The following is a 21,301-nucleotide window of genomic DNA, read 5'->3' as shown; positions in this document are numbered from 1 at the left end:
GGGAATTGTCAGACAGGCCCTGGTGCTGCGACCGGGTCAGGAGCGGGCGGCGAAGAGGTGCGAGGGGACCGCGGCGGCCAGCGCCCCGTACCCCGTCGGGTTGAGGTGGAGCCCGTCGCCGACCTGGAGGTCGGTGCGCAGTCGGGCGGGATCGGCCGGGTCGCGTACCACCCGGTCGAAGTCGAGCACCGCGTCGAAGTGGCCGGGTCCCCGGATCCAGGCGTTGACCCGCTGCCGGGCCGCCTCCCGGACGCCCGCTCCGTCGTCGTACGCGTTGCCGCCGAAGGGCAGCAGGGTGGCGCCGTAGACACGGATGCCCTGGGCGTGGGCGCGCACGACGATCTGCTGGTAGGCGGCGATCAGGTCGTCGGCGACGGCTCGCTGGGCCTGCGGGGTGGCGGCGGCGGTTCCGATGTCGTTGACGCCCTCGAAGACGATCAGCCAGGAGACTCCGCTGCTGGACAGGACGTCACGGTCGAGGCGGGCCAGGGCGTTGGGGCCGAGGCCGTCGTTGAGGACCCGGTTGCCGCCCGCCGCCTGGTTGATCACCGCGATGCCCGAGGTGGCGGGGATGGACCGGAGCCGGTCGTAGAACTGGTCGGGCCAGCGGTCGTTGCCGTTGGTGGTGGAACCCCGTCCGTCCGTGAGGGAGTCGCCGACGACGGCCACGGTACGGGTCGCGGCCGGCGCCCGTACTTCGACGGCGCTGAGCAGATACCAGTGGTCGACCGGTGTGGCTCCGGTGAGGTCCGGGTCCTGGACGTGGTCGCCGCGCAGGAGGTACGACGTGGTGCGCGATCCGGGGTGCGAGGTGAGCGCGTGGTCGGGCTGGCCCTGCACGGTGTAGGCCGTGACGGTGAGTTCGGCGCCGGGCTGCACTTCCAGGTCCACGGGATCGGAGACGGCCTGGGCGCCGACGGGCACCACGATGGCGGCGCGCCCGGAGAAGGTGACGGGCTGGACACTGCCGGGGACGACCGCGCTGACGCCGGCCCGGCCGCCCTCGGGGAGCGCCACGGTCACCGCGGTGAGCGGGAGCGGGGTGTCGCCGTAGGCGTTGGAGAAGCGCAGCCTCAGGCGGTGGCCGCCGGTGGTCACCCGGACGGTCTGGCGCACGGTGGTGTCGGCCAGGACCGACGTCTCCCCCGTGAAGGGCGCGGGCGGCAGGTTGCCGACCTCGGTGAGCTGAGGCATCGCGGTCCAGGTGGCCACCCAGTGGTCGGCCCGGGCGGCGCCGGTGGTCACCTGACGGGGGCTGCGGGCCAGCGCCGTGACGGCGGTGACGGTCACCACCAGGGCGAGGGCGAGGACACAGACGCTGAGGAGCGTGGCGAGCGGCGCTCTGCCGGGCTGCGGCTTCACGGGGCAAGGGCCTTCCTGACGAAGGGTGACGGGACCGTCAACTGGCCGTGCAGGTGGTGCCGTTGAGCGTGGGGGTCAGCCGGGCACCGGCCGGGGAACTCCGGCATCGTGGCATGCACATGGCCTACTTTGGAAGCGCTCCCACGCAGGCGTACGGGGTTCGCCGCCCACGTCGGCCGAATCCTGTGCGAGGCGTTGACTAGAAAGCGCTTTCACCCTACGTTCCGTTCAGCACGCTGACCGATGGACCCGGCGACGACCCTGTCCGCCCAGGCGTCCGACCGGCAAGTTCACATGTGCGTCCATCTTTCAGAACAGAGAACGTCGATCCGAAAGGCACCCCCCGGACCCCCCACTCGAAAGAAGGCATACGGGACATGACTTCACGAGCACGGACCAGTGCGCGCCCTCTGCTGGGCGGACTGGCCGCCCTGGGGCTCTCGTTTGGCATGATCATGACTAACGGAGCGCAGGCGCACGCGGCCACCTGGCCGACCGCGAGCGGCAGCCAAGCGGTCACGGCGACCATCAAGCTGTCCGGCACGAAGGACTACGGGATGCTGCGCCTGTACGGCAGCGGCGCCCTGGGCACCGGCGGACAGAGCGAGGACCAGGACCCGATCCTCGACCTGGCGGCGGGCACCGTCCTCAAGAACGTCATCATCGGCGCGCCCGCCGCGGACGGGATCCACTGCGAGGGCAGCTGCACGCTGCAGAACGTGTGGTGGGAGGACGTCGGCGAGGACGCGGCGACGTTCAAGGGCTCCTCGTCGTCCAACGTGTACACCGTCTCCGGCGGCGGCGCGAAGGAGGCCAGCGACAAGGTGTTCCAGTTCAACGGCGCCGGCACGCTCAACGTGTCCGGGTTCGCGGTACGGAACTTCGGCAAGCTGGTCCGCTCGTGCGGCAACTGCAAGACGCAGTACAAGCGCACGATCAACCTCAACACCATCGAGGCGACCTACAAGGGCAGCGCGCTGGTCGGCATCAACACCAACTACGGGGACAGCGCGACGCTGAAGAACATCACGATCGTCGGGGACAGCAGCAAGAAGATCGTGCCCTGCCAGAAGTACATCGGCAACAACACGGGCGCGGAGCCGCCGACGAACGGGAGCGGGCCGGACGGGACCTACTGCAAGTACGCGAGTTCGGACATCACTTACAGGTGAGCCGGGCGGGCCGGCCGTCGCCGCTCAGCGGGCGGTGCCGGCCGGCCCGCCGGGGCCCTGGCGTCAGTGGTGGACCGCGGCGCAGGTGAGCTGGGTCTTCCCGTCGGCCGTCGTCACGACGAACGTCCCGCCGCTGAGACCGCCGAGGTCGAACCTGCCCGCACGGTCCGTGGTGACGGTGCCCGCGGAGGACTGCGGGGTGGCGCCCGAGTAACTGACCCTCATGTCACTGGGAAAGCCTTCGCCCCACAGGTGGTACCGCCCGGCCGAGTCCGTTTCGACCTGGCACGCCGCGACGGACACGGCGCCCGGTGGGACGGCGGCCAAGGCGTGGGCGGCCGTCGCGGGGCTCATCGCGAGCGCGGGGGTGACCAGGAACGCGAGTGCGGTGAGACGACGAGTTCGGTTCACGATTCACCTGCTTCGGTGCTGCGGACGCGGCCGGGGAGCCGTACCGGATCCGCCGCTCACGGGAGCGCTCGCACGGAGCGCTGACGGGCGCGCGGTCCCGCCGACCGGGGTCCCGCGGGCCGGAGAGCCGGACGTTGTCGGGAACTCGGGCTGCAACCTGCTTCCACCGTATCGTCCGTCATGTCCCGTGGCATCTCGCGGATCACGGCCGTGCGCGCGGCGGGCGGCCGGGACGTGTGCTCAGCCGGTGTGCGCCACCAGGGCGTCGATGATCTCGGGCCAGAGCGGGCGCGGGCGGTCGTGTCCCATGTCGGGGACCAGGAGGAGTTCCGCTCCGGGGATCAGCTCGGCGGTGCGCCGGCCGCCGCTGACGTCGATCAGCGTGTCGTCCAGGCCGTGGATCACCAGGGTCGGTACCCGCAGTTGCCGGAGCGCGTCCGCGCGCGAGCCGCCGAGCACCATCGCACCGAGTTGGCGTCCGATCCCGGCGGGGTGGGGGGCGCGGTCGTAACTGGCCGCGGCCAGCTCCCGGAGGACCGCGGGGTCCCCGTAGCGCTTCGACGCCCACACCAGTTCCCGGTCCGCCGCCGCGACGTACCCCTCGCGGTCCGACGGTTTCGGGCTGAACAGCGCCGCCTGCGCCTCGGGGGTGGACCGGCCGTATGCGCTCTCCCCCGTCGAGGACATCATCGACGTGAGCGTCAGCACCCGCTCCGGCCGGCTGATGGCCATGGTCTGGGCGATCATGCCGCCCATCGACGCGCCGACCACGTGGGCCCGCTCGATGCCGAGCACGGTGAGGAGGCCGAGGCCGTCGTCGGCCATGTCCTGGAGACCGTAGGGGACCATGGCGAGGGCGGCCGCCGTGTCCCCCGAGCGCACCGTGGCGATGAACCGGGCGACGTCGACGGGGTGTTCGTCGAACCTGGTGGACAGACCGCTGTCCCGGTTGTCGTAACGGATCACGTACCGGCCGCGGTCCGCCAGCGCCTGGCAGAAGTCCTCGTGCCAGGCGATCATCTGGGCACCGAAGCCCATCACGAGCAGGACAGGAGGGTCACCGGGATCGCCGAATCCTTCGTAGGCGAGGGACACTCCGGGCGACACTTCGGCGATCGGCATACGGGGATCCTGCCAGCCTCCGGCGGCGGAGCGCACCTGGATTGTCTGCGGGGCCGTCGGTGTCGGGGCCGGCCGGTGTCAGGCCCGGGTTCCTGTCGCGCGGGCGTCCGGGGCCCGGCGCGGCGTGGGGATGAGAGCGAAGTCGCTTCCGGGCGCGTTCGTCAGGCGGGCGGGGGGAGCGTCGGCTCTCCCCACTCCGCCCGGTACTCCGCGTACGCGGCGCGCAGGCGGTCGCCCGGCCAGTCGGGCGGGAGGAGGTCCGGCGGCAGCACGGGGTCCGTCAGCAGATGGCGGACCGCGGCCGCGAAGACCGTGAAGCGGTCCGGCGGGAGAGGGGACTCGGCCGCCTGGAGCAGAAGGGCTCGGGCCTTGGCGGACCAGGTTGTCAACGGCCAGAGGGCGGACGCCAGTTCGGCCGCCGGGCGGGACGGGCGGGACGTGTACGACTCGGCGACCTCCTGGAGGTCGGCCGGCAGGGCCCTCGCAAGGTTCGCCGGGCGCAGCCAGACCCCCTCGCGGAGCTCGGCGAGCCGGAGAGCGGTCAACCGGGTGCGCAGCTCGGCCCGCTCGGCGGGCCCCCGGCCCGTGGCCGTGATGACCAGCATCTCCCAGTCGCCGTCCCATGCGCGCGTGCGGGGCCGTACCGCCTCGTCCTGGCGGCGCTGCCGGGCCAGCAGCCGGTCGCTGAGGCCGTAGACGGCGTCGTCGGTCCGGCGGAGGTCACCGGAGGCCGTCATGCGGCTGAGGGCGGCCCTGAGCGTCGAGCCGCCGATCCCGAAGGGCTCGACGAGCCGCACGAGGTCCTTCACCGGCAGCTGCGGGGGGTGCATGCCCAGCAGCAGGCTCAGCACGACCGACCGGGCGGACAGGGGCCGCGGGTCGACCTCGACGGGCTCGGCGGACACGTTCACGGACATGGTCACGTACTGTACGTGCGACTCCATGTTGCATCATTGCTACAGCCGCAGATGGAGTGCAACATGAGGGCCATGGACTCCACCGCCGCACTTCCGCAGCCACGGCCCACCGCCACCGCCGCCACCCACGACGTCACCAACCAGGCGCCGCCGCTCGCTCCCTACGACGCCTCGGACGACCCCGCGCTGCTCGAAGGAGTCCGCCGGGAGGGCGCCGGGTGGGCCGAGGAGGGGATCCGGCGGCTCGGGGCACGTGCCGGGAGCGCGGAGGCCCAGGAGTGGGGTGAGCTGGCCAACCGGTACGAGCCGGAGCTGCGCACCCACGACCGGTACGGCCACCGCATCGACGAGGTCGACTTCCACCCCGCCTGGCACCACCTGATGCGGGCGGCGGTGGCCGAGGGGCTGGCGGGGGCGGCCTGGGCGGACGACCGTCCCGGCGCCCACGTCGCACGGACCGCGGGCGGGCTGGTGTGGGGACACACCGAATCCGGCCATGGTTGTCCGACGTCCATGACCTACGCCGCCGTTCCCGCGCTGCGCGCGCAGCCGGAGCTGGCCAAGGTCTACGAACCGCTGCTGACCAGCAGGGTCTACGAGCCCGGGCTGCGGGTGCCGACGGACAAGCCCGGGTTGCTCGCGGGGATGGGCATGACCGAGAAGCAGGGCGGTTCGGACGTACGGACGAACACCACGACGGCCACCCCCACGTCCGAGCCCGGCGTCTACACGCTGCGCGGCCACAAGTGGTTCACCTCGGCCCCGATGTGCGACGTCTTCCTGGTGCTGGCGCAGGCGCCGGGCGGGCTGTCGTGCTTCCTGGTGCCGCGGGTGCTGCCCGACGGGAGCCGCAACCCGTTCCGCATCCAGCGGCTGAAGGACAAGCTGGGCAACCGGTCCAACGCCTCGTCGGAGCCCGAGTTCGACGGGACCGTGGCCTGGTCGGTCGGCCCGGAGGGGCGGGGGGTGAAGACCATCATCGAGATGGTCAACTGCACCCGGCTGGACTGCGTGATGAACTCGGCCACCCTGATGCGCAAGACGCTGGTGGAGGCCGGTCATCATGCCCGGCACCGCGTCGCGTTCGGCGCACGCCTCGTCGACCAGCCGCTCATGCGCAACGTCCTGGCCGACCTGGCGCTGGAGTCGGAGGCCGCGACCACGCTGACCCTGCGTCTCGCGGGGGCCGCGGACCGCGCCGTGCGCGGGGACGAGGAGGAGCGGGCCTTCCGCCGGATCGCGACCGCCGTCGGCAAGTACTGGGTCACCAAGCGCGGCCCGGCCTTCACGGCGGAGGCCCTGGAGTGCCTGGGCGGCAACGGGTACGTCGAGGACTCCGGCATGCCCCGGCACTACCGGGAGGCCCCGCTGCTGTCGATCTGGGAGGGCTCCGGGAACGTCAACGCGCTCGACGTGCTGCGGGCGCTCTCCCGCGAACCGGGCACCGCCGACGCCTTCTTCGGCGAACTCGCGCACGCCCGCGGGGCGGACGCCCGGCTGGACGCCGCGGTCGCCCGGCTGAAGGCCGGATCGGCGGGGACCGATCAGGCGGGCGCCCGCCGCCTGGTCGAGCGGATGGCGCTGACCCTGCAGGCCTCGCTGCTGGTCCGGTACGCCCCCGCGGCCGTCGCCGACGCGTTCTGCGCGACCCGGCTCGGCGGCGACTGGGGGTACGCGTTCGGCACCCTGCCCGCCGGGGCCGGAGTCGACCCGATCCTGGAGCGGGCGCTGCCCGGCGCGAACTGACCCCTTCCGGTGCGCCGGTGGCCGGTGAGCGCCGACGGATCGCACACAGTCGTCGTCCGATTCCGCATCGTTGTCAGTGCCGTGGTGCAGACTCCGGAACAGGTGGCACTCGCCTGGGGAGGACAACGTGTTCACGGGGATCGACGAGGTCGACTGGACCTCGCTGCGGCACGCCTACGGCAGCGCGGCGGACGTGCCCGGCCTGCTGCGCCGCCTGGCCTCGGCGGACGCGGCCGAACGGGAGGCCGCGCTCGACGGGTTGTACGGCTCGGTGCACCACCAGGGCAATGTGTACGACTCGACGCTCGCCTGTGTCCCTTTCCTGTGCGCGCTCGTCGCCCGCCCGGAGGTGCGGGACCGGGGCGCCGTAGTGGAACTGCTGGTCAGCATCGGCTCGCAGAGCGCCGGCAGCCGGGCCCGGGCCGCCGTACACGCGCGTGCCGAGGTGTTCGTGCCGCTCGCCGACGACCCGTGCCCCGGCGTGCGGCGGGCGGCGGCCGACGCGCTGGTCCGGTTCCTTGACGAACCGGCTCGGGTCCTGGAGGTGCTCGGCCGGCGGATCAGGTCCGAGAACGACGAACAGGTGCTGCGGGCGCTGGCCGAGGCCCTCGGCCTGTTCGTGCTGCGCCATCCGGCGCAGGCGGCCGGGGCGCTGGACCTGCTGGCCGCGCAGAGCGAGCCGCCCTACGCCCCGGGGACACGGCTCGCCGCACTCGGGCAGCTGGCGCTGCGCGCGCCGCAGCGGCTGCCCGCCGATCCGGTCCCGACCGCGGTCCGGCTCCTGCGGGAGCGGACCGCGCGCAGGTCGTCCGGTACGGACCGGACGGAGACGGACACGCTCGTGGGCCGGATACGGCGGCTGCGGCCGTCGGACGAGGAGGGTTCGTCCCTGCTGCGCACCCTGCACCGGGCCCTGGACGACCGGGTGGCCGACCGGATCGACCTGCTCGTCGGCCAGTTGAGCAGCCCGGGAGCGATGGACCGGTGCAACGGGGTGCGGATGTCGGCCGGACTGTTCCGTGCCTGGCGGGCGGACTTCACGGCTCCCGTCCGCCTGATCGGCGCTCAGCTGCGAGCCACGGAGGACCAGTTGCGGGACGCGGCCGTCTCGGTGCTCGCCGAGCTCTTCGGGCTGGCCGCGCCCGCGGCCGACGAGCTGCACACGCTGGTGACGGTGCGTCCCGACCTGTGGGTGCGGACCTGGGAGCGGGGCAGACCCTCACTGGGCGGCCCCCTCAAGGCCCTGGCCAGGAGCGGCGATCCGCGTGCGGTGCCGGCCCTGGCCCAGTTACTGGCCGGGCCGGTGGTGCCCGCCGGTCTGGGTTTCGAGGTGGTGCACCTGGGCCCGGCGGCCGCTCCGCTCGCCCCGGCGCTGCGGCACCGGCTCGGCCGTGTCCGGCTGGACGCGCCGGACGCCGCAGAGACGGCCGCCCCGCTGCTGGCGGCGGTGACCGCGCTGGCGGACGCCGCGGCGGTGCCCGAGGTGCTGCGGCTGCTGCGCGGCGCACCGGACGGGCTGGGGGCGCGGGAGGCCCTGGTCGGGCAGGCGGTGCGGGCGCTGGACGCGCTGGGGAGTGCCGCGCGGGCGGCGGTGCCGGTGCTGCGCGGGCTGCTCGGCACCCGGCACGCGGCGGGGGCGGCGGGGGCCCTGTGGGCGGCGGAGGGCGACGCTGACGCCGTGCTCCCGGTGCTGCTGCGGGAGTTGGCGGTCGGCGGTCGCGGTGTCCGGGCCGCTGCCGAGCAGGTGGGCCGGTTGGGCCCCGTCGCCCGGGACGCGCTGCCCACGCTGCGTGCGCTGGCCGCGTCCGGCCGGGTGTGGGAGCGGACGGGGGCGGCCTGGGCCCTGTGGCGGATCGACGGGGATCCGGAACCGGTGCTGCCGGTGTTCCGGGCCGCCTGGTCGGAGAACCCGTACACACGCCGCACGATCGCCGAGTGCCTGGCGGGCATGGGGCCGGCCGGGGCCCCGCTGCACGACCTGCTGACGGCCGAACTCGCCACGGCGCGGCGGCACACGGCACGGCCGGGTGGTTACGGAAGTCACGACATCGTCCAGGACGAGCAGCTGCTCGCCCACTGCCGGACGGCACTGACGAGCCCCTGACCGGGGCGTCGGTGGTGCGTGGGCGTCAGCCGGTCATCCGGCCCCACTGTGGTCCGAGCCGCGACCACTCGGCGTCCCAGCGGTCCATCCGGCGGCGCTCCAGCCGTCCCCGCGCCACCAGTCCGGCGACGAACGGCACGGCCGCCGCGCTCAGTCCGACCAGGCCGCCGATCAGCGCGGAGCGCAGGTGTGCCTCGGAGGCGGTGGCGGGCCGGGTGACGAGGTGGCCCTGGGGATCCGTCCAGACGGTCACCGGGGTGCCCGCCCTGCTGCCCGCCGGGACACGGGCCTGACCGGTGTGCACCGAGCCGTCGTCGACGCTCCAGCCCACTCTCGCCCACACCCGTTCACCGCCGGAGGCTCCGGACCCGGACCCGGACCCGGACCCGGACTCGGACCCAGTCCCGGACCCGGAGGCGGATCTGCCGGGGGCCTTCTCCACGACATGGGCCACGACCGGGTGCCATTCGCTGCGCTCGCGGGCCAGGCCGCCCTCGACCGACCGGGCCGCCGCCAGCCCGGCGAGCACCCCGGCGACGAGGGTGAGCAGCCAGGCGCCGAGCAGCACCCAGGCCTCCAGCGTGTCGGCGCGACGCTTCAGCGGATTGCGCCGCCAGCGCCACAGCCAGACCTTCGGACCACGGAACGCCTTCAAGGGCATCCTCCTCACGCGCGCACGGACAGCCCGGACCGCCCTCCCATACGGCAGAGGCCGCCCTGTTGCTCACGGCTGCTCACGGCGAACCTCCGTGTCGACGGTCGCACGACTGACCCCGCTCGCGCAGGCGTCTTCCGGAACGCGTTCCGACAACCCGTTCGACCCACCGACACGACGGCACTGACCTGCGACGACACGATCCCGCGGGGGACTGTCAGTGGTGGGGTGCACACTGGCCGACATCTGAGGACTGGCTGTGACGAAGACGTCATGGAGGTGATCGGCATGACCGAGGTACTGCTCGCCGTGGGCACCCGCAAGGGTCTCTTCCTGGGGCGGCGGCGAGGTGGCACCTGGGACTTCGACGAGAGTCCCTACTTCAACGCGCAGGCGATCTACTCGGTCGCCATCGACACCCGGGGCGGCAGCACCCGGTTGCTGGCGGGGGGCGACAGCGCGCACTGGGGGCCCTCGGTCTTCCACTCCGACGACCTGGGCCGCACCTGGACCGAACCGGCCCGGCCCGCCGTGCGGTTCCCCCAGGACACCGGCGCCTCCCTGGAGCGGGTGTGGCAGCTGCACCCGGCCGCCGCCGAGCCGGACGTGGTGTACGCGGGCACGGAACCGGCCGCGCTGTACCGGTCCGAGGACCGCGGGGAGAGCTTCGACCTGGTCCGGCCGCTGTGGGAGCACCCGACGCGGGACAAGTGGGTGCCGGGCGGTGGCGGTGAGGGCCTGCACACGGTGCTCACCGACCGCCGGGACCCAGGGGCGGTGACGGTCGCCGTCTCGACGGCGGGCGTGTTCCGCACCACCGACGGCGGTGCGAGCTGGGCGCCGTCCAACTCCGGTGTCTCCGCGGTGTTCCTGCCCGATCCCCACCCGGAGTTCGGACAGTGCGTGCACAAGATCGCCCAGGACGCGGGCAGCCCGGACCGGCTGTATCTGCAGAACCACTGGGGGGTGTACCGGAGCGACGACGCCGGCGCGCACTGGACCGACATCGGTGCGGGCCTGCCCTCCACCTTCGGGTTCGCGGCCGCCGCCCACCCGCACCGCGCCGGGACGGCGTACGTCTTCCCGATCAACGCGGACGCGGACCGGGTGCCCGCCCGCCGTCGCTGCCGGGTCTTCCGCACGGCCGACGCCGGCAGCACCTGGGAGCCGCTGTCGGCGGGGCTGCCCACCGACGACCACTACGGCACGGTCCTGCGCGACGCGCTCTGCACGGACGACGCGGACCCGGCCGGGGTGTACTTCGGCAATCGCAACGGCGAGGTGTTCGCGTCGGCCGACGACGGCGACAGCTGGCGGCAGTTGGCCTCCCATCTCCCCGACGTACTGTGCGTACGGGCTGCGGTGGTCGGCTGAGGCCGGCGGGCAGCGGGCCGCGGGAAGGAGGGGTTCCGACACGGGCCGCGGGTCCCGTACCCGGCGTGCGGATCTGTAGCATCCGGCGCATGGACGTGGCGACAGGCGCACTGCCCAGGGGACTCGGGCTGGTGGAACGGGTGGTCCGGGGGGAGCTGGACAGCCGGGGCGGTCCCGGGGTGGTCCGGCTGGCACAGGAGAGCGGGCTGGACAAGGGACAGGCGTCGCGACTGCTGCGGGATCTGGTCGGCACCGGGACGCTCGCCCGGGACGGGCACGAGTTCCGTGCCGGGGCCGACCTGCTGGCCGTCGCGGCGCAGGCCGGTCCCTGGGGGGTGGAGAGCCGGGCGCTGCTGCGGGAGCTGGTGGTCCGGTTCGGGGCGTGTGCGTACGTGGACGTGCTCTGTGGGGCGATGGTGCTCTCGGTGCGGGCCGAGCTGGCGGCCTGGGCCGAGTTCTCCTGGGCGCGCGCGGGACGGCTGACACCGGTGTGGTGCACCGGGGCGGGCCGGGCGCTGCTCTTCGACCACTCGCGTGAGGAGGTCGCCCGGCTCCTCGGCGGCGAGGACTTCATCGGGGCGGGCGGCCCCTACGCGCCGCGGACCGTGGACGACCTGCTGGCGCGGGTCGCCGCGGACGCCGGGCGCGGGGTCGCGGTCTGCGAGAGCGAGTACGACGAGGACGTCCTCGAGGTGGCCGCCCCGGTGCGCGACGCGCACGGGGACGTGGTGGCGGCGGTGAGTGCGGTCGTGCCGCACGCGGCGGCCAGGGACGACCGGGTCGAGATGGTCGCCGCCATCGGTGACGCGGCGACGCGGCTGGCCGCCCTGCTCCGCTGAGCCGGAACCGGACGATCAGGCCTCGTCCGTCGAGCGCAGGGCGGCGGTCAGCCAGGCGCTCCAGCGGACCACCGACTCCGCGCAGGCCGCCGTCGCCGGCTCGAGACGACGGCGCGGGCCGACGACCTGCACGGCGGCGACGATCTCCCCGCGGAAGTCCCTGACCGGAGCGGCGAGCGAGTACAGACCGGGCTCGGCCTCCTGGTCGACGATCGAGTAGCCCCGCTCGCGGGCCGCGGCCAGCCGGGCCAGGAAGTCGTCCAGATCGGCCGGGGTGTTGGGTCCGTGCCGGACGAACGCGGTGCGGGCGAGGACGGCGGCGACCTCCCCGGGGCCCGCGTCGAACAGCAGCGCCTGTCCGGCGTCGCTGCAGTAGGCGGGATAGGCGCGGCCCACCCACGAGACGAACGAGGACAGTGCCGGCGGCATCGATTCGAGGATCGTCACCGAACTGGCGCCCCGCAGGACCCCGAGGTACGCGCACTCCCCCGTGTCGGCGGCGACGCCCTCCAGTGCGGTGCGGCCGTCCCGGCGCAGGCGTGCCTCGGTGATCTGCTGGGCGCGCGCGGACAGCTCCCAGGCGACGGAGTAGCGCAGCGAGGCGGGGTCACGGCGCAGGAACCGGGCCATCTCCAGGCTCCGCAGGATCCGGGAGACCTGGCTGCGTTCGCGGCCCAGCAGCGCTGCGACCTCGGCTGCGGTGTGCCCGCGCGGGTCCTGCGCCGGGTGCTGGGCGAACAGGCGCAGTACGGCCAGGCCGCGTTTCAGGCTGCTGTCGGTGGTCATCGCGGGCCGAGCATAGCGCCGGGGCGTGGCGGTACCGCGGGCGATCATTGCGCGGACATTGCAGGTTCATTGCAAGGTACGTGCATGATGAACAACTGGACTTGTCTATTTCGCATCGACGGATAGTCTCCCGTCATCCCTCGCATTTCAGGCTCATCAGGAGTTCGCCTTGTCCGCTCTGCGCCCGCTCGTCCTCCTCGGCTCCGCGACGCTGCTCCTGGCGGGCTGCGCCGACCCCTCGGAGCCGGCCGGCGCCTCCGCCGGCACGGCGTCGGGCACCTCCGCCGCGTCCGCCGCACCGATCACGAGGAACGCCGCGCTCGCCGCCAAGGTCCCGGCCGCGCTGCGGACCAGCGGGATCACGGTCGCCAGTGACGTCAGCTATCCGCCGATGGACTTCTTCGCCTCCGACAACAAGACGGTCGTCGGCGCCGAGGCCGATCTCGACAAGGCCCTCGGCACCGTCCTCGGCGTCAAGGTCACCATCGTGAACGTGCCCTTCGACTCGATCCTGCCGGGGCTGCAGTCGGGCAAGTACCAGCTCGGCGTCTCCTCCTTCACGGACACCGCCGAGCGGGAGAAGGTCGTCGACTTCGTCACCTACTTCGACGCGGGCACGTCCCTGCTGGTCCCGGCCGGGAACCCCAAGGCGCTCAAGCCCGGGGGCGACTCGCTGTGCGGCCGTGCCGTCGCCGTGGCGAAGGGGTCGACGCAGGCGCTCGTGGACCTGCCGGCCCGCGCCAGGACCTGCAAGACCCCGATCAAGGTCAGCACCTTCCCGGACGGCACCGGTGTGAACCTCGCGCTCACCAGCGGCCGCGCCGACGCCGCCCTGGCCGACTCGCCGGTCGCCGCGTACGCGGCCAAGCAGTCCGGCGGCAAGCTGGAGGTCACCGGGGACTCGTACGGCAACGCGCCCTTCGGCATCGCCGTGCCGAAGAACAGTGAGCTGACCGGGCTGCTCAAATCGGCCCTGGAGGACCTCAAGGCGAGCGGCGGTTACCAGCAGGTCCTCGCCAAGTGGGGCCTCGCGTCCGGCGCACTGGACTCGTTCAAGATCAACGCGGCCTCATGACCGAGGAGTTGCCGCTCTACCGCCGCCGCAGGCCGGGCCGGTGGGCGTTGACCCTCGTGGTCGTGCTCCTGGCCGCGAGCCTGGTCCAGTCGCTGATCACCAACCCGCGCTTCGGCTGGCACACGGTCGGCGCCTGGCTGTTCAGCCGGACCGTGATGACGGGCCTGCTGACCACCTTGGAGCTCACCGCCGCGGCCATGGCGATCGGGCTCGTGCTCGGCATCGCGCTCGCGCTCATGCGACTGTCGGACAACCCTGTCGCGTGGGCCGTGAGCTGGGCGTACATCTGGCTCTTCCGGGGCACCCCGCTCCTGGTCCAGCTGCTGTTCTGGGGCTTCATATCCGCCCTGTACCCGACGCTGTCGTTGCACCTGCCCTTCCTGCCGGCGATCGGCGGCGTCCGCGCGAACTCCGTCGTCACGACCTTCGCCGCGGCCCTGCTGGGTCTCGGCCTGAACGAGGCCGCCTATCTCGCCGAGATCATCCGCGCCGGGATCGTCTCGGTCGACCCCGGGCAACTGGAGGCGGCGGACGCGCTGGGCCTGTCCCGGGCCAGGACGCTGCGCCGGATCGTCCTGCCCCAGGCGATGCGGGTGATCATCCCGCCGGTCGGCAACGAGACCATCTCCATGCTCAAGACGACCTCCCTGGTGAGCGTGCTGGCCTACGCGGAACTGCTGTACTCCGTGCAGATCGTGTACGCCCGCACCTACCAGACGATCCCGCTGCTCATCGTCGCCAGCATCTGGTACCTGGCCGTCACGACCCTGCTCAACATCGGCCAGCACTACCTGGAACGGCACTTCGCGAAGGGCGGCAGCCGATGATGATCGAGGCCACCGGCGTCCGCAAGTCCTTCGCGGGGCGGGAGGTGCTGCGCGGGGTCGACCTCTCCGTACCGCGCGGGACGGTCACCTGCGTGATCGGGCCCTCGGGGTCGGGGAAGTCCACCTTCCTGCGGTGCGTGAACCGTCTGGAGCGGCCCGACGGCGGCCGGATCCTGGTGGACGGCGAACCGATCGGGTACGAGCCGTACCGGGACGGGCTGCGCGAGCTGCGCCGCCGCGACCTGGCCCGGCAGCGCCGTGACATCGGCATGGTCTTCCAGCGCTTCCACCTCTTCCCGCACCTGACGGCCCTCGCCAACGTCGTCGAGGGACCGGTGGGCGCGGGCCGCCCCCGCGCCGAGGCGACCGGCGAGGCGCTGGCGCTGCTGGACCGGGTCGGTCTCGCCGACCGGCGGGACGCCTACCCCGCCCAGCTCTCCGGCGGCCAGCAGCAACGGGTCGCCATCGCCCGCGCCCTGGCCATGCGGCCGAAGCTCATGCTGTTCGACGAGCCGACCTCCGCCCTCGACCCGGAACTGGTCGGCGAGGTCCTTGACGTCATGCGCGGCCTCGCCGCCGACGGCATGACGATGCTCGTCGTCACCCACGAACTGGGCTTCGCCCGCGAGGTCGCCGACGAGGTCGTCTTCTTCGACGACGGCCGGATCCTGGAGTCCGGAGCGCCCACCCGCGTCCTGACCGCCCCCGAACACCCCCGAACCCGCGACTTCGTGACGAGAGTGCTGTGACGACCTTCCGTGACGCCCTGGCCGCCGGACCCCTCGTCCTGGACGGCGGCATGTCCAACGAACTGGAGGCCCAGGGCCACGACCTGAGCGGCACCCTCTGGTCCGCCCGCCTGCTCCGCGACGACCCCGGCGCGATCGCGGCCGTCCACCGCGCCTACTTCGCGGCGGGCGCACACGTCGCCATCACGGCCGGCTACCAGGCCACCTACGACGGATTCGCCCGGCTGGGCATCTCCCGCGCCGAGACCACGGCACTGCTGAAACGCAGCGTGTCCCTGGCCCGCGAGGCCGCCGAGGCCGCCGAGGCCACCGAGGCCTCCCTGGGCGAGACCCCGCAGAAGCGCTGGGTGGCCGCGTCCGTGGGGCCGTACGGCGCGATGCTGGCCGACGGCTCGGAGTACCGGGGTGACTACGGCCTCAGCGTGGCCGAGCTGACCCGTTTCCACCGCCCCAGGCTGGAGGCGCTGGCCGAGGCCGCCCCCGACGTCTTCGCCGTCGAGACCATCCCGGACCTGCGGGAGGCCGAGGCCGTGCTGACCGCCCTGGACGGCCTGGGCATCCCGGCGTGGCTGTCGTACAGCATCCGCGGGACGACCACCAGCGCGGGTCAGCCCCTGACCGAGGCCTTCGCCCTGGCCCGGAGCTGCGACGCCGTCGTCGCCACGGGGGTGAACTGCGCCCCCGCCGCCGACGCGACCGCCGCACTGGCCCTGGTCACCGGAGTACCCGGCGTCGTCTACCCGAACGGTGGCGGCGTCTGGGACGCCGCCACCCGGAGCTGGCTGGGCGCCCAGGACGAGATCGCGGACCTGGCACCGGCCTGGCTGCGCGCCGGAGCATCGCTCGTCGGCGGCTGCTGCCGGGTCGGCCCCGCCGAGATCGCGGAACTGGCCGCCCGCCTCGGCCCTTCGACGGCCGACCACTGAGCGCCCCCAAGGCCCGACCGACCACCGACCACACAGGCGCACTCCGTACCCGCACCACTCGCAAGGAACGCCCGCCATGTCCCAGCCCGACATGTCCCAGCCCGACACCCTCCCGGTCATCGACCTCTCCGCCCCCGACCGTGACGCGCTCCACCGGGCCGCTCGCGACGTCGGCTTCTTCCAGCTGGTCGGACACGGCGTCACGGCCGCCGAACAGGCCCGGCTGCTCGGTACCGCCCGTGACTTCTTCGCCCTGCCCGAGGCCGACCGGCACGCGATCGACAACCTCAACTCGCCCCACTTCCGCGGCTACACGAGGATCGGCAACGAGCACACGCAGGGGCGCCGCGACTGGCGCGACCAGCTGGACATCAGCAACGAACTGCCCGCCCGCGTGCCGGCCCCGGGCGAGCCGCCCTACTGGTGGCTGGAGGGGCCGAACCAGTGGCCCGCCGCCCTGCCGGTGCTGCGGGAGGTCGCCCTGGAGTGGATGGCCCGGCTCAGCGCGGTCGCCCACCGGCTGCTGCACGAATTGCTCGCCGCCGTCGGCGGCCCCGAGGACTTCTACGACGACGCCTTCTCCGGCCACCCGCGCAACCACCTGAAGCTGGTCCGCTACCCGGGGCGGGCCCCCGAGGGGGACGACCAGGGTGTGGGCGTCCACAAGGACTACGGCTTCCTGACCCTGCTCCTGACCGACGAGGTGCCAGGACTCCAGGTGGAGGCGCCGGACGGGCAGGGCTTCATCGACGTGCCGTACCTGCCGGGGGCCTTCGTGGTGAACCTGGGCGAGTTGCTGGAGGTCGCGACGAACGGCTACCTGAAGGCGACGAACCACCGTGTCGTCTCGCCTCCGGGGGCCCGCGAGCGCTTCTCCGCGCCGTTCTTCTACAACCCCCGGCTGGACGCCCGCATCGCCCCGCTCCCCTTCCCCGGCGCCGCGGACGCGCGGGGCGTGACGGAGGACCCGGACAACCCGCTGTTCGCGGAGTTCGGCTGGAACGAGCTCAAGGGCTGGGTCCGCGCCCACCCGGCCGTGGTGCGCAAGCACCACCCGGAGCTGACGGTCGTGTGACAGCCCACGGTCCACGGCCCACGCCCACGGCTCATGGCAGGCGCCACTCCACCGGCTGTGCCCCCTGCCGCGCCAGCAGGTCGTTCGCCCGGCTGAACGGGCGCGAGCCGAAGAAGCCCCGGTCCGCCGACATCGGGGAGGGATGGGCGGACTCGATCGCCGGGAGGTCCCCGAGCAGCGGCCGCAGGTTGCGCGCGTCGCGCCCCCAGAGGATGGACACCAGCGGCTTGCCGCGCCCCGCCAGCGCCCGGATCGCCTGCTCGGTGACCTCTTCCCAGCCCTTGCCCCGGTGCGCACCAGGACTGCGGGGGGCGGTCGTCAGCGCCCTGTTGAGCAACAGCACGCCCTGCCGGGTCCACGGCGTCAGATCACCGTTGGACGGCCTGGGCAGCCCCAGGTCGGTGTTCATCTCCCGGAAGATGTTCTCCAGGCTCCCCGGCAGCGAACGCACTTCCGGCGCCACCGCGAAACTCAGCCCGATGGCCATCCCCGGTGTGGGATAGGGATCCTGGCCGACGATCAGGACGCGCACGTCGTCGAAGGGCTGCTGGAACGCCCGCAGGACGTTCGCCCCGGACGGGAGGTACGTGCGGCCGGCCGCTATCTCCGCCCGCAGGAAGTCCCCCATCGCGGCGATCCGTCCGGCCACCGGGTCCAGGGCCTTCGCCCAGCCGGCCTCTACAAGTTCGTGCAACGGTCGTGGTGCCACAGCGCGTCACCCTACTGGCACGCACCGGTGGCACGCACATGCGGAGCGCCTCCGCCCCCGGACGCCGCCCGCGGGGTTACTCTTCCTCCCCGTCGAACCGGTCGCCCCGGCGCGGCAACTCGCGCCGCCCGTAGCGGAGATGGAGGGGAGAGCCCGTGCCGCCAGTGAACCTCCAAGGGCCGGACACCGGCCGACGGGTGGCCCGGTGCCGGCCGTGAGCGGCGCCCGGCCCGAGGGAGGGCTCTGCGGGTTCCTCGCGGTCGACTCCGGTGGCTCCGGGCTGCGGGCCGTCGTCGGTGCCCCGGGGCGGGAGCCGTCGGCGCCGCGGGAGTCGCGGGTTCCGGCGCGGACGGGGGCCCGGGGCATCGACCCGGAGCATCTGCTGGAGCAACTCCTGCCCATGGCACGGGCGGCGGCCGCCGAGTACGGCCTGGACCGGGTGACCGCGGTGGTCGTGGGCGCCGCCGGGCTGGCCACCCTCGGGGACGCCCTGCGGGCCGAACTGCCCGGCGCACTGGCCCGGGAGCTCGGCGTGCGGACGGTCGCGCTGGCCGCCGACGCGGTGACGGCGTACGTCGGCGCCCTCGGTCCGCGCCCGGGCGCGGTGGTCGCCGCGGGCACCGGTCTGATCGCGATCGGCACCGATCTGGACGGCTGGCGGCGGGCGGACGGCTGGGGTCACCTGCTCGGCGACTGCGGCGGCGGAGCCTGGATCGGCCGGGCCGGGCTGGAAGCGGCGCTGCGCGCCTTCGACGGGCGCCGCGGCGGCTCGGCCGCGCTGCGGGCCCGCGCCGAGGAGCGGTTCGGGCCGCTGCCCGGCCTGCCCGGCCTGCTCTACCCGCGCACCGACCGGCCCGCCGTACTGGCCTCCTTCGCGCCGCAGGTCGCGCACTGCGCGGCGGACGACCCGGTCGCGGCCGGGATCCTGCGGGCGGCGGCCCGGCACCTGGCCGAGTCGGCGGCCGCCGTGTGCCCCACGGCCGGCGCGCCCCTGGTCGCCGTCACCGGCGGCCTGTTGCGACTCGGGGACCCCCTGCTCGTACCGCTCGCCGCGGAGTTGGCCGGACTGCTGCCGCACGCCCGGCGGGTTCCCGCGGAGGGCGATCCGCTGCAGGGAGCGGTACGCGTCGCGAGTGACCTGGTCACCGGGCGGCTCACCCTGCCGGGTGATGATCGGCTGTTCTCCGTGGTCGACACAAAAGCGGATTGATCCGACTGTGACCTGAACTGTCCGGCAGATGGCGGGATCACGGCCGAATCATGCGTAACTCATCAGACAAAACCGGACGGATACCGCTCACCTGCACCCTCCCCGAACAGGGGAGCCCAGATTGCCAGTAACATGCGGCGCCATGAGCTCCCCCACTGGGCCCGCCGGCCTGCCAGTACGAATGCCGCGCCCCCGCCAGCCCGGACGGCACCGCCGTCCCGAGCCGCTGGTCGCTCCCCAGGACGCGCCCGCGCTCGTCCTCGCGGTGCCCGGTACGCCCAGCGCGGCCACACGCGGCCTCGCCGAGGAGGTCGTGAGCATCGCCCGCTCCGAGCTGCCCGGCCTGGACGCCCGGATCGGGTACCTGGACGGGGACGACGCGGAGTTCCCCACCCTGCAGTCGGTGCTCGCCCGTGCCTCCGAGGAGCGCACCGCTCGGTACGAGCAGGCCGTCGCGGCCGGCGTCGAGGGCATAAAGGCGCCGGACGGCCCGGTCGCCGTCGTCGTGCCGCTGCTGGCCGGTCCGGACGGTTCGCTGCTGCGCCAGGTCCGCCAGGCCGTGATGGAGAGCCGGGTCGCCGCGGACCTGACCGATGTGCTCGGTCCGCACCCGCTGCTCGCCGAGGCCCTGCACGTACGCCTGTCCGAGGCCGGTCTGGCCCGCGCCGACCGGGCCCGGCTGTTCACCGTGGCGACGGCCGCGGACGGCATCATCCTGGCGTCGGTGGGCGGCGACGAGGCGGTGCAGGCAGCCGGGATCACCGGCATGCTGCTCGCCGCGCGCCTCGCCGTGCCGGTGATGGCCGCCGCGCTGGACGAGGAGGGCTCCATCGCCTCGGTCGCCGAGCAGCTGCGCGATTCCGGTTCGCAGCAGCTGGCGCTCGCGCCGTATCTGATCGGCCCCGAGATCGACGCGGCGCTGCTGGCCGCCGCCGCGGAGGAGGCCGGTTGCGCCGCCGCCGAGCCGCTGGGGGCGTACCCGGCGATCGGCAAGCTGGCGCTGGCCAAGTACACGACGGCGCTGGGGATCGCTCCCCAGCAGCCGCAGGGGGCGCCGGTTCGCTGAGCCGACACACGCCGACGGCACCCTTTCCTGGAGAGGGTGCCGTCGGCCGTTTTTCCGGGGGGTGCGGCCGGTCCCCGGGCCGCGGGCCGGCGGGAGCCGGTCGCGCAGTTCCCCGCGCCCCCGACGGAGCGCTGCAGGCGACCTCAGTCGAAGATGACGCAGGACGGTGCCGGGATCTCCACCTGGCCGTCGTAGCGCGGCACGCCCGTCTCCTCGTCGACGGTGAACCAGGTGATGTTCCCCGAGCGTTCGTTCGCCGCGTACAGGTGGCCGTCGGACTCGGCGAGCGCCCGGGGCCAGTGGCCCCCGCAGGGGACCGTCGCCGTCAGGCGCAGGTGGTCCCCCTCGACCGCGAACGTCGTCAGGACGTCCTCGCCGCGGGTCGCCGTCCACAGGAAGCGGCCGTCGGGCGAGACCGCGATACCGGACGGGTAGGCGTCCCCGGCGGGCGCGCCGGGCAGGACCGGCGTCTCGCTGAGCGGCCGCAGTGACCCGCCGGCGGCGTCCCACCGGCAGACGGTGACGGTCGGGGTGAGTTCGTTGACGACGTAGGCGTACCGGCCGTCGGGACGGAAGGCCAGGTGGCGGGGGCCCGAGCCGGGGCGCAGCGCGAACTCGCGGTGCAGCACGGGAACGCCGTCCACCACGGTGCAGACGCGGACCGAGTCGGTTCCCAGGTCGACGCTGACCGCCCAGCGGCCGCTGGGGTCGGGCTGCACCTGATGGGCGTGCGGGGCGCGCTGGCGCCGCTCGTGCGGGCCGGAGCCGGTGTGCTGGAGCACCCCGGAGGCGGCGCCGGCGAGCGTGCCGTCGGGACGGACCGGGACGGCGCTGACGCTGCCCGAGCCGTAGTTGGCGGTCAGCACGTGTCCGCCGAAGACGCTGAGGTGCGCGGGGCCGCTGGCGTCGACCGGCACCGGCGGCCCGGCGAGGCGCGGCTTGTCGTCGTGGACGTGGTAGGCGGCCACCGCGCCGTCCGCGGTCTCGCTGACCGCGTACAGGGTGCGCCCGCCCGGGGCGAGGGCGAGGTACGACGGGTCGGGCACGCCGTCGACGCTCTCCAGGAGGGCCAGGGCGCCGCTGTGCGGGTGGACGGCGGCCGTGACGACCCCGGGTCCGCCCGCCGCCGTGAACGACCCGATGAACGCCCTGCGCCGCCTGCCGCCGTCTGCCACC

Annotated in this window: 20 protein-coding genes; 12 read left to right on the top strand and 8 right to left on the bottom strand. The window is 73.8% G+C overall.

All coding sequences use genetic code 11. The features are described from left to right. Positions 1–36: 36 nt before the first annotated feature. Entirely contained in the window at positions 37–1,362 is a 1,326-nt protein-coding gene (locus AB0G52_RS21305) for an SGNH/GDSL hydrolase family protein (protein WP_361337885.1), read from the bottom strand. Between the two features lie 377 nt (positions 1,363–1,739). Between AB0G52_RS21305 and AB0G52_RS21300 the strand changes: the two genes are divergently transcribed. Then, positions 1,740–2,534, top strand: coding sequence for a pectate lyase (locus AB0G52_RS21300; protein WP_361337884.1), 795 nt, complete (start codon positions 1,740–1,742; stop codon positions 2,532–2,534). Between the two features lie 63 nt (positions 2,535–2,597). Here the strand turns inward: AB0G52_RS21300 and AB0G52_RS21295 are convergent, their stop codons facing one another. The 3 genes from AB0G52_RS21295 to AB0G52_RS21285 form a co-directional block, all read right to left on the bottom strand. After that, entirely contained in the window at positions 2,598–2,945 is a 348-nt protein-coding gene (locus AB0G52_RS21295; protein WP_361337882.1) for a hypothetical protein, read from the bottom strand. A gap of 240 nt (positions 2,946–3,185) precedes the next feature. Continuing rightward, the gene (locus AB0G52_RS21290) at positions 3,186–4,067 is read right to left on the bottom strand and encodes an alpha/beta hydrolase (protein WP_361337880.1); all 882 of its coding nucleotides are present in this window, start codon (positions 4,065–4,067) and stop codon (positions 3,186–3,188) included. Positions 4,068–4,228: 161 nt separating this feature from the next. Then, a complete protein-coding gene (locus tag AB0G52_RS21285) occupies positions 4,229–4,984 on the bottom strand; it encodes a PaaX family transcriptional regulator C-terminal domain-containing protein (protein ID WP_361338087.1) in 756 nt (251 codons plus the stop codon). Between the two features lie 72 nt (positions 4,985–5,056). Between AB0G52_RS21285 and AB0G52_RS21280 the strand changes: the two genes are divergently transcribed. Together AB0G52_RS21280 and AB0G52_RS21275 are read left to right on the top strand one after the other, a co-directional pair. Next, positions 5,057–6,730 carry an acyl-CoA dehydrogenase family protein gene (locus AB0G52_RS21280; RefSeq protein ID WP_361338085.1) on the top strand — a complete coding sequence of 558 codons (1,674 nt, stop codon included), beginning with the start codon at positions 5,057–5,059 and terminating at the stop codon, positions 6,728–6,730. A 127-nt stretch (positions 6,731–6,857) separates the two neighbouring features. Next, on the top strand, positions 6,858–8,834 hold the full coding sequence (locus AB0G52_RS21275; protein ID WP_132887422.1) for a HEAT repeat domain-containing protein: 1,977 nt from the start codon (positions 6,858–6,860) through the stop codon (positions 8,832–8,834). 25 nt (positions 8,835–8,859) lie between these two features. On the opposite strand, the gene AB0G52_RS21270 is transcribed toward AB0G52_RS21275, so the two are convergent. Continuing rightward, positions 8,860–9,495: a hypothetical protein gene (locus AB0G52_RS21270; protein WP_361337877.1), complete on the bottom strand. Its 636-nt coding sequence runs from the start codon at positions 9,493–9,495 to the stop codon at positions 8,860–8,862. Between the two features lie 282 nt (positions 9,496–9,777). Here AB0G52_RS21270 and AB0G52_RS21265 point away from each other — a divergent pair, with 282 nt between their 5' ends. Continuing rightward, positions 9,778–10,863, top strand: coding sequence for a sialidase family protein (locus tag AB0G52_RS21265; protein ID WP_361337875.1), 1,086 nt, complete (start codon positions 9,778–9,780; stop codon positions 10,861–10,863). An 89-nt stretch (positions 10,864–10,952) separates the two neighbouring features. After that, positions 10,953–11,702 (top strand): IclR family transcriptional regulator C-terminal domain-containing protein, encoded by a 750-nt coding sequence (locus tag AB0G52_RS21260; RefSeq protein WP_361337873.1) that lies wholly within the window; start codon positions 10,953–10,955, stop codon positions 11,700–11,702. Positions 11,703–11,717: 15 nt separating this feature from the next. Here AB0G52_RS21260 and AB0G52_RS21255 read toward each other — a convergent pair whose 3' ends face one another. Then, the gene (locus AB0G52_RS21255) at positions 11,718–12,488 is read right to left on the bottom strand and encodes an IclR family transcriptional regulator (protein ID WP_361337871.1); all 771 of its coding nucleotides are present in this window, start codon (positions 12,486–12,488) and stop codon (positions 11,718–11,720) included. Between the two features lie 169 nt (positions 12,489–12,657). Here AB0G52_RS21255 and AB0G52_RS21250 point away from each other — a divergent pair, with 169 nt between their 5' ends. The 5 genes from AB0G52_RS21250 (at position 12,658) to AB0G52_RS21230 (ending at position 17,140) form a co-directional block, all read left to right on the top strand. Continuing rightward, positions 12,658–13,563, top strand: a complete 906-nt coding sequence (locus AB0G52_RS21250; RefSeq protein WP_361337869.1) for an ABC transporter substrate-binding protein — start codon at positions 12,658–12,660, stop codon at positions 13,561–13,563. After that, complete coding sequence (locus AB0G52_RS21245) at positions 13,560–14,390, top strand: amino acid ABC transporter permease (RefSeq protein WP_361337867.1); 831 nt, start codon at positions 13,560–13,562, stop codon at positions 14,388–14,390. Before AB0G52_RS21250 ends, AB0G52_RS21245 begins: the two co-directional genes overlap by 4 nt. Next, entirely contained in the window at positions 14,390–15,139 is a 750-nt protein-coding gene (locus AB0G52_RS21240) for an amino acid ABC transporter ATP-binding protein (RefSeq protein ID WP_132887690.1), read from the top strand. The genes AB0G52_RS21245 and AB0G52_RS21240 overlap by 1 nt, the downstream gene beginning before the upstream one ends. Continuing rightward, the gene (gene mmuM / locus AB0G52_RS21235) at positions 15,136–16,065 is read left to right on the top strand and encodes a homocysteine S-methyltransferase (RefSeq protein WP_361337866.1); all 930 of its coding nucleotides are present in this window, start codon (positions 15,136–15,138) and stop codon (positions 16,063–16,065) included. Before AB0G52_RS21240 ends, mmuM begins: the two co-directional genes overlap by 4 nt. A gap of 91 nt (positions 16,066–16,156) precedes the next feature. Beyond that, complete coding sequence (locus tag AB0G52_RS21230; protein ID WP_132887688.1) at positions 16,157–17,140, top strand: 2-oxoglutarate and iron-dependent oxygenase domain-containing protein; 984 nt, start codon at positions 16,157–16,159, stop codon at positions 17,138–17,140. 31 nt (positions 17,141–17,171) lie between these two features. On the opposite strand, the gene AB0G52_RS21225 is transcribed toward AB0G52_RS21230, so the two are convergent. After that, the gene (locus tag AB0G52_RS21225) at positions 17,172–17,849 is read right to left on the bottom strand and encodes a uracil-DNA glycosylase (RefSeq protein ID WP_361337864.1); all 678 of its coding nucleotides are present in this window, start codon (positions 17,847–17,849) and stop codon (positions 17,172–17,174) included. Positions 17,850–18,054: 205 nt separating this feature from the next. On the opposite strand from AB0G52_RS21225, the gene AB0G52_RS21220 reads away from it, so the two are divergent. Together AB0G52_RS21220 and AB0G52_RS21215 are read left to right on the top strand one after the other, a co-directional pair. Then, a complete protein-coding gene (locus AB0G52_RS21220; RefSeq protein WP_361337862.1) occupies positions 18,055–19,059 on the top strand; it encodes a BadF/BadG/BcrA/BcrD ATPase family protein in 1,005 nt (334 codons plus the stop codon). A gap of 142 nt (positions 19,060–19,201) precedes the next feature. After that, on the top strand, positions 19,202–20,125 hold the full coding sequence (locus AB0G52_RS21215; protein WP_361337860.1) for a hypothetical protein: 924 nt from the start codon (positions 19,202–19,204) through the stop codon (positions 20,123–20,125). A gap of 143 nt (positions 20,126–20,268) precedes the next feature. Here the strand turns inward: AB0G52_RS21215 and AB0G52_RS21210 are convergent, their stop codons facing one another. Then, on the bottom strand, positions 20,269–21,300 hold the full coding sequence (locus AB0G52_RS21210) for a lactonase family protein (RefSeq protein WP_361337859.1): 1,032 nt from the start codon (positions 21,298–21,300) through the stop codon (positions 20,269–20,271). Between the last annotated feature and the right edge of the window lies 1 nt (position 21,301).

Origin of the sequence: Streptomyces sp. NPDC021562, from assembly GCF_040640875.1 — a bacterium.
Classification (GTDB): Bacteria; Actinomycetota; Actinomycetes; order Streptomycetales; family Streptomycetaceae; genus Streptomyces.
Note: the sequence above shows the minus strand (reverse complement) of the source record. Positions and strands in the feature narration are given on the sequence as shown.